Genomic DNA, 5,773 nt, shown 5'->3' on the forward strand with positions numbered 1-5,773 from the left:
GTCGAGCAGCGCCCCCAGCTGGGCGGCGGGGCGCGGCGTGCCGAGCAGGCCGCCGCGCGCCAGGGTGCAGCCGACGTCGACGAGGGCGAGGACCTGCTCGGCGCGCTCGACGCCGCAGGCGACCGCCGCGAGGTCCAGCGCCTGCGCCAGCCGGCACAGGGTGCTGACGGCGGCGCGCGCCGGGGCGGCGTCCGGGCCGTCGAGCTCGGCGACGAGGGAGGCGTCCAGCACGAGACCGTCCACGGGCAGCCGCCGCAGCGGCGCCAGCGACCCGCTGGTGCCCACCTCGGCGCCGGCGCCGGGCTGGACCGCCCCGACCCCGTCGACGACGATCCGAACGCCGGTGCGGCGCAGCTCCTCCAGCCGCGTCGCGACCAGGTCGGCGGCGGCGCCGGTGCGGGCCAGCAGCGACACGGGCACGTGGAGGGCGACCGCCGACGGGGCCAGCCGCGCGGCCCGCAGGCCCGCCACGACGTCGGCCGCGGCCTGGCCGGAGAGGACGTGCCGCTCGGACAGGGTGAGGCTGACGCCCAGCTCGGGCGCGCGCCCCCGCCAGCCGGCCACCTGCTCGCAGGCCGTCAGGACGAGCCAGCGCCACAGCGACGACAGGGCCGGGGACTGCTCGGCGCCCGCGAGGAAGGCCTCGGGGGCGAGCAGGCCGCGGACGCGGTGGCGCCAGCGCAGCAGGGCCTCGACCTGCACGACGGCGCCGTCGGCGAGGCGGACGACGGGCTGCCAGGCCAGCTCGAACTCCCCGTCGGCGACCGCGCGGTCGAGGTCGGCGGCCAGCTGGCGGCGCAGGTGGGCGACGTCGGCCATGCCGGGCACGAAGGTCGTCGTGCGGCCCGCGCCGGTCTCGCTCGCGCGGTGCAGGGCGGTGTCGGCGCGGCGCAGGAGCTCCGCGGCGGGCTGGACGTCGTCGGCGACCGCGATGCCCGCGCTGCAGCTCAGGCGCACGGCCCGGCCCTGCACCCACAGGGGCGTGGAGAGCGCGTCGTGGACGCGCTCGGCGAGCTGGACGGCGGCGGTGTGCGGGTGGGCGTCGCGCAGGACGAGCGCGAACTCGTCCCCGCCGAGGCGGGCCACGACGTCGCCCGCGCGCAGGCAGCGCTGCAGGCGGCGCGCGACGCGGGCGAGGACGTCGTCGGCGGCGGCGCGGCCGAACGCCTCCGCGACGCGGGAGAACCCGTCGAGGTCGAGGAGCAGGACGGCGGCCGGTGCGCCGTCGGCGCGGCCGGCGCGCAGGGCGACGTCGAGGTGCTGCAGGAGGGCGGAGCGGTTGGGCAGGCCCGTGAGGTCGTCGGCCGCCGGGACCTGCGCGGCGCGCAGCCCACCGGCGGAGCCGAGGGCGCGGCCGGCGTGCTCGGCGAAGGCCCGCAGCACCGTGGCGTCGACGACGTCCAGCGCGCCCGCGCCGGCCGTGTCCACGACGAGCGCGCCGACGCTGCGGCCGTCCACGAGCACCGGCACCGCGGCCGGGCCGGGGCCCTCCTGCGGCGAGCCGGCGCTGCGGGCGGCGGACAGCACGAGGTCCGGGTCCAGCGCGGGCCGCCCCACGGCGGCGACGACGCGGAGCTCCCCGCGGGAGCGGACGTCGGCCAGGACGAGGGCGACCGCGCGCCGGCCCAATAGCTCGGAGGTCCCGGCAGCGATCTGCAGCAGGAGCTCCGGCAGCGGCCGCCGCGAGGTCACGGCGCGCTGGAAGCGCACCGACGTGGCGAGCACCTGCTCCCGCTGGCGCAGCGTGTCCTGCAGGCGGCTGCGCTCGGCCGGGTCGCGCCGGTCTCCGCGCTGCAGCCAGTGCTCGGGCTCCATGCCGCGGCGGCCGAGCACGACGAGGCCGAGCACGCGCACCAGCACGGACAGGGCCGCGACGGTCGAGGGGTCCGGGGCGGGGGCGACCGCGCCCTCGAGGCGGCCCACGACCAGGGACGCGCCGGCGAGGCCGGGGACGTCGACGGCCTCGGCCTGCACGCGGCCCACGCCGGGCACGGCGAAGGAGCCGCGGCGGTCGCGCACCACGCGCGCCAGGCCCCGCTCGGGCAGCACGGCCGTCCCGGCCCCCACCGCGCCCAGGACGCGGGTCCCCTCGCAGACGGCGACGAGGTCGGCGTCCAGCAGGTCGGCGACCAGCGCCGCGGCGCGGGCGGCGACGTCGCGCTCGCTCGTGGCGCGGGAGAGGTCGGCCAGGACCTGCTCGAGCAGGTCGCCGGCGCCGACGGCCTGCTCGGTGCGGGGAGGGGGGAGGTCCACGGGTGCCTCGTCGGCAGCCGGGCCGCGGAACTTGAGCCGCCGCCCGGGTGACGGGCCCCTAGCCCACCCGGCCCACCACGGCCGCGAGCGCCGGGGCGAGGTCGCCGCGCTCGCCGACGGCGACGCCGGCCGTGCCGAGCCAGCCCGCGAGCTCGGCGAGCTCCTCCGCGAGCTCCTCGGCCGTCCCCGCCGGGGCGCCGGGCTCCGCCCAGGCCGACAGCACGCGCAGCAGCCCCGCGCCCCCGGCGGCGGCCCGGTCGGTCTTGAGGTCGACGCGGGCCACGATCCGCTCCCCCAGCAGGAAGGGCAGGACGTAGTAGCCGTGCACCCGCTTCTCGCGCGGCACGTAGAACTCGAGCCGGACCTGGACCCCGAAGAGCTCCTCGGTGCGGTCGCGGTGCCAGACGAGCGGGTCGAAGGGGCTGAGCAGGGCCCGAGCCCGCACGCGCGGGGCGACGGCGCCCGCGGCCCGGTAGGCCGGCCGGCGCAGGCTGGAGGCCCAGCCGCGGACCCGGACGGGTTCCAGCTCGCCCGCCTCGACGAGCTCCTCGACCGCCTGCCGCGACTGCTCGGGGCGCAGGCGGAAGTAGTCGCGCAGGGTCGTCTCGGTGGCCACGCCCGTGGCGCGGGCCGCGGTGCGCACGAGGGCGCGCACGGCGTCCGCGGGGTCGGGGTCGGGCTGCGCGAGCACCGCGGGCGGCAGGACGCGCTCGACGAGGTCGTAGCTGCGCTCGAACTGCGGCGTGCGGCCGGCGGAGGAGAGCCGGCCCGCGAAGAACAGGAACTCGCAGGCCCGCTTCACGCCCGACCAGTTCCAGCCCCAGTGCTCCGTCGGGCGGGCCGCCGCGGGGGCCAGCGCCGCCTCCAGGGTGCGGGCGGTGGCGGGGCCGTGGGCCGCGACGTGCTCGAGGACCGCGTCGGGCAGGCCGGGCTGCTCGACGGCGATGCTCGCGATGCTGCCCCAGGAGTCCTCGGCCGCGCGGGCCATCCGCCAGCGCAGCAGCCGGTGCGTCTCGGGCGCCACGAACGACGCCTCGTGCGCCCAGTACTCCACGAGGCGGCGGGGGCGGCGGTTCGCGGCGCGGTCCAGCGACGCCACCGGGTAGGCGCCCAGCCGGCTGAAGAAGGGCAGGTAGTGGCTGCGGCACAGCACGTTCACCGAGTCGATCTGGACGACGCCGAGGCGGTCCAGGACCCGCGTGAGGTGGGCGGAGCCGGGGTCCGCGGGGCGGGCGCGGCTGAACCCCTGCGCGGCGAGCGCCGCCCGGCGCGCCTGCGCGGCGCTGATCTCCTCCACCGCGTCCTGCCCGCTCCCCCTCAGTTGAGCTCGACGATCTTCTCGCGCAGCGCGTAGACGACGGCCTCCATGCGCGAGTGCAGCTGCAGCTTCTCCAGGATGTTGCGGACGTGGTTCTTGACGGTGTTCTCGCTGATGCCGAGGTCGCCCGCGATCTCCCGGTTGCCCTTGCCGCGCGAGAGCAGCCGCAGGACCTCCAGCTCGCGCGGGCTCAGGCGCGGGACGCCGGACACGGCGACCGCGCGCTCCTCGTCGCGGCGGCGCATCGCCGCGAACTCGCCCAGCAGCATCCCGGCCATCCGGGGGCTGATGAGGGTCTGGCCGGCCATCACCGCGCGGATCGCGTCGGCGACCTCCTCGGCGGGCACGTCCTTGAGCAGGTAGCCGTTGGCCCCGGCCCGCACGGCGCTGAAGAGGTCGTCCTCGTCCTCGGACGACGTCAGCATGAGGATGCGGATCGAGGGGGCGGCGGCCTTGACGTCGATGCAGGCGTCGATCCCGGAGCGGCGGGGCATCCGGACGTCCATGAGGACGACGTCGGGCAGGAGCTCCTCGACGCGGGCCAGGGCCTCGGCGCCGTCACCGGCCTCCCCGACGACCTCGATGTCGTCCTCCGTGGCGAGGACCATCTGCAGACCCCGGCGGTAGAGCGAGTGGTCGTCGACGACGACGACGCGGACCGGGGCACGGCTGCTGCTGGCCGTCGACACGGAACCTCCTGGGGCTGCGGGAGAGGTGAGCATGGCATGACGGTGCCCCGCCGCCAGTCGTGACGGCGGGGCACCGGCGTGTCACGCGTGGTCGTCGCGACCACGCCGCCCGGGGCGGCGGGTCAGCGCACGGTCGCGGCCACCACGGCGGCGAGGCCCGCGTCGGACGACGTGCGCCCCACCCGGTCTCCCGCGTCGGCGGCCGCGGCGGGGCTCTCCTGGACCCCCGGGACCACGTCGAGGTGGATGACGCCGTAGTCCCAGCCGTGGCGGCGGTAGACGACGCTCGGGCGCAGGCTGCCCGCCTCCACGAAGAGGAAGAAGTCGTGGCCCACGAGCTCCATCTCGTAGAGGGCCTGGTCCAGCGTCATCGGGCTGGCCTCGTGCGCCTTCTCGCGGATCACGACGGGCGACTCGTCGGCCGCAGCGGCCTCGTCGTCCGGCGCGGCACCGTCCGCGGGGGGCTGCAGGTCCAGCTGGTCGTCCACCGGCACCGCGGGATCCAGGACGTTCAGCAGGGTCTCGTCCGTGAGACCCGCGGTCGCCTGGTGCACCGAGACGGGGCGGTGGCGGCCGTGGTGGACCTTGCGCCGGTCGCGCGAGCGCCGCAGCCGCTCCATCAGCTTGGTCGTGGCCAGGTCGAGCGCCGCGTACGGGTCGTCCGCGCAGGCCTCGGCCCGCACCACCGGCCCCTTGTCCCGCACCGTGATCTCCACGCGCTCGCAGGCGCTGGCCTGGCGGCGGTTCTTCTCGTGGGAGAGCTCGACGTCGATGCGCTGGACGCGCGGGGCCAGCTGCGTGACCTTCCCCAGCTTGTCCTCGACGTGGCGACGGAACCTGTCCTGGACCTCGGTCTGCCGTCCGGTGACCACAACTTCCACGGGGGTGCCTCCTTGACCTCGAGCGTCGCGGGCGCGGCCGGAGCCGGCCCACCTCGGACCGTCACCTCGTGCCGCGCACCACCCCCGGGCAGGGGGCACCTGCGTCGGCGGGACGAGGTGAGGGGTGCATGGCAGCCGTCGGCGCGCATCCGTTGCCCCGAGCTCCGGGTCCGTCGTCGGACACCGCCGGGGGCCTGCCGCATCGGGCTGCCATGCAGCAACGCTAGTCCAGCGGGGCCGCGGCTGCCCACGTGGCCACGCTGGGGATCACCCGTCGAGACGCCGGGAGGCGTCCTCCAGCGTGAGGCGGGCGCAGGTGAGGCAGACGACGGCCGCGACGTCGGCCCCGGCGTGGCGCAGGGCGCGCACGGCCTCGGCCGCCGTGGCGGTCGTGGTGACCACGTCGTCGAGGACCACGCAGGGTCCGCGGGGTGCGGGACCGCGCACGCGCAGGGCCCCGTCGAGGTTGCGACGGCGGCCGTCGGCGTCGAGGTCGGTCTGGTCGGCGACCCGCCGGCGCAGCGCCAGGACCCGGGCCACGCGGGTCGGCGCCCCGGCCCGGCGCCGCAGCTGCGCCGTGCGCGCCGCCAGGTCGGCCACCAGGTCGTCACCGCGCCGGCGCCGGCTCGCGG

Annotated in this window: 4 protein-coding genes and 1 pseudogene; all 5 read right to left on the bottom strand. The window is 77.8% G+C overall.

Annotated features, from left to right (window positions below; translation table 11 throughout):
* Window positions 1–2,253: putative bifunctional diguanylate cyclase/phosphodiesterase (locus F1544_RS22870; RefSeq protein WP_167588506.1), on the bottom strand; the 2,253-nt coding region annotated here is incomplete at its 3' end.
* Between the two features lie 58 nt (window positions 2,254–2,311).
* A complete protein-coding gene (locus tag F1544_RS22875; RefSeq protein WP_167588507.1) occupies window positions 2,312–3,550 on the bottom strand; it encodes a winged helix-turn-helix domain-containing protein in 1,239 nt (412 codons plus the stop codon).
* Window positions 3,551–3,570: 20 nt separating this feature from the next.
* A complete protein-coding gene (locus F1544_RS22880) occupies window positions 3,571–4,293 on the bottom strand; it encodes a response regulator (RefSeq protein ID WP_167588508.1) in 723 nt (240 codons plus the stop codon).
* An 89-nt stretch (window positions 4,294–4,382) separates the two neighbouring features.
* Window positions 4,383–5,141 (bottom strand): ribosome hibernation-promoting factor, HPF/YfiA family, encoded by a 759-nt coding sequence (gene hpf, locus F1544_RS22885; RefSeq protein WP_167588509.1) that lies wholly within the window; start codon window positions 5,139–5,141, stop codon window positions 4,383–4,385.
* Window positions 5,142–5,408: 267 nt separating this feature from the next.
* Window positions 5,409–5,773, bottom strand: a pseudogene (locus tag F1544_RS22890) (hypothetical protein); the annotation flags it as partial.

The organism is Kineococcus rubinsiae (genome assembly GCF_011839805.1).
Lineage (GTDB): Bacteria > Actinomycetota > Actinomycetes > Actinomycetales > Kineococcaceae > Kineococcus > Kineococcus rubinsiae.

What these genes read in the sequence shown, in the direction of transcription:
- F1544_RS22880 (WP_167588508.1), bottom strand. Translation starts at nt 4,293, where the DNA reads ATGCTCACCTCTCCCGCAGCCCCAGGAGGTTCCGTGTCGACGGCCAGC.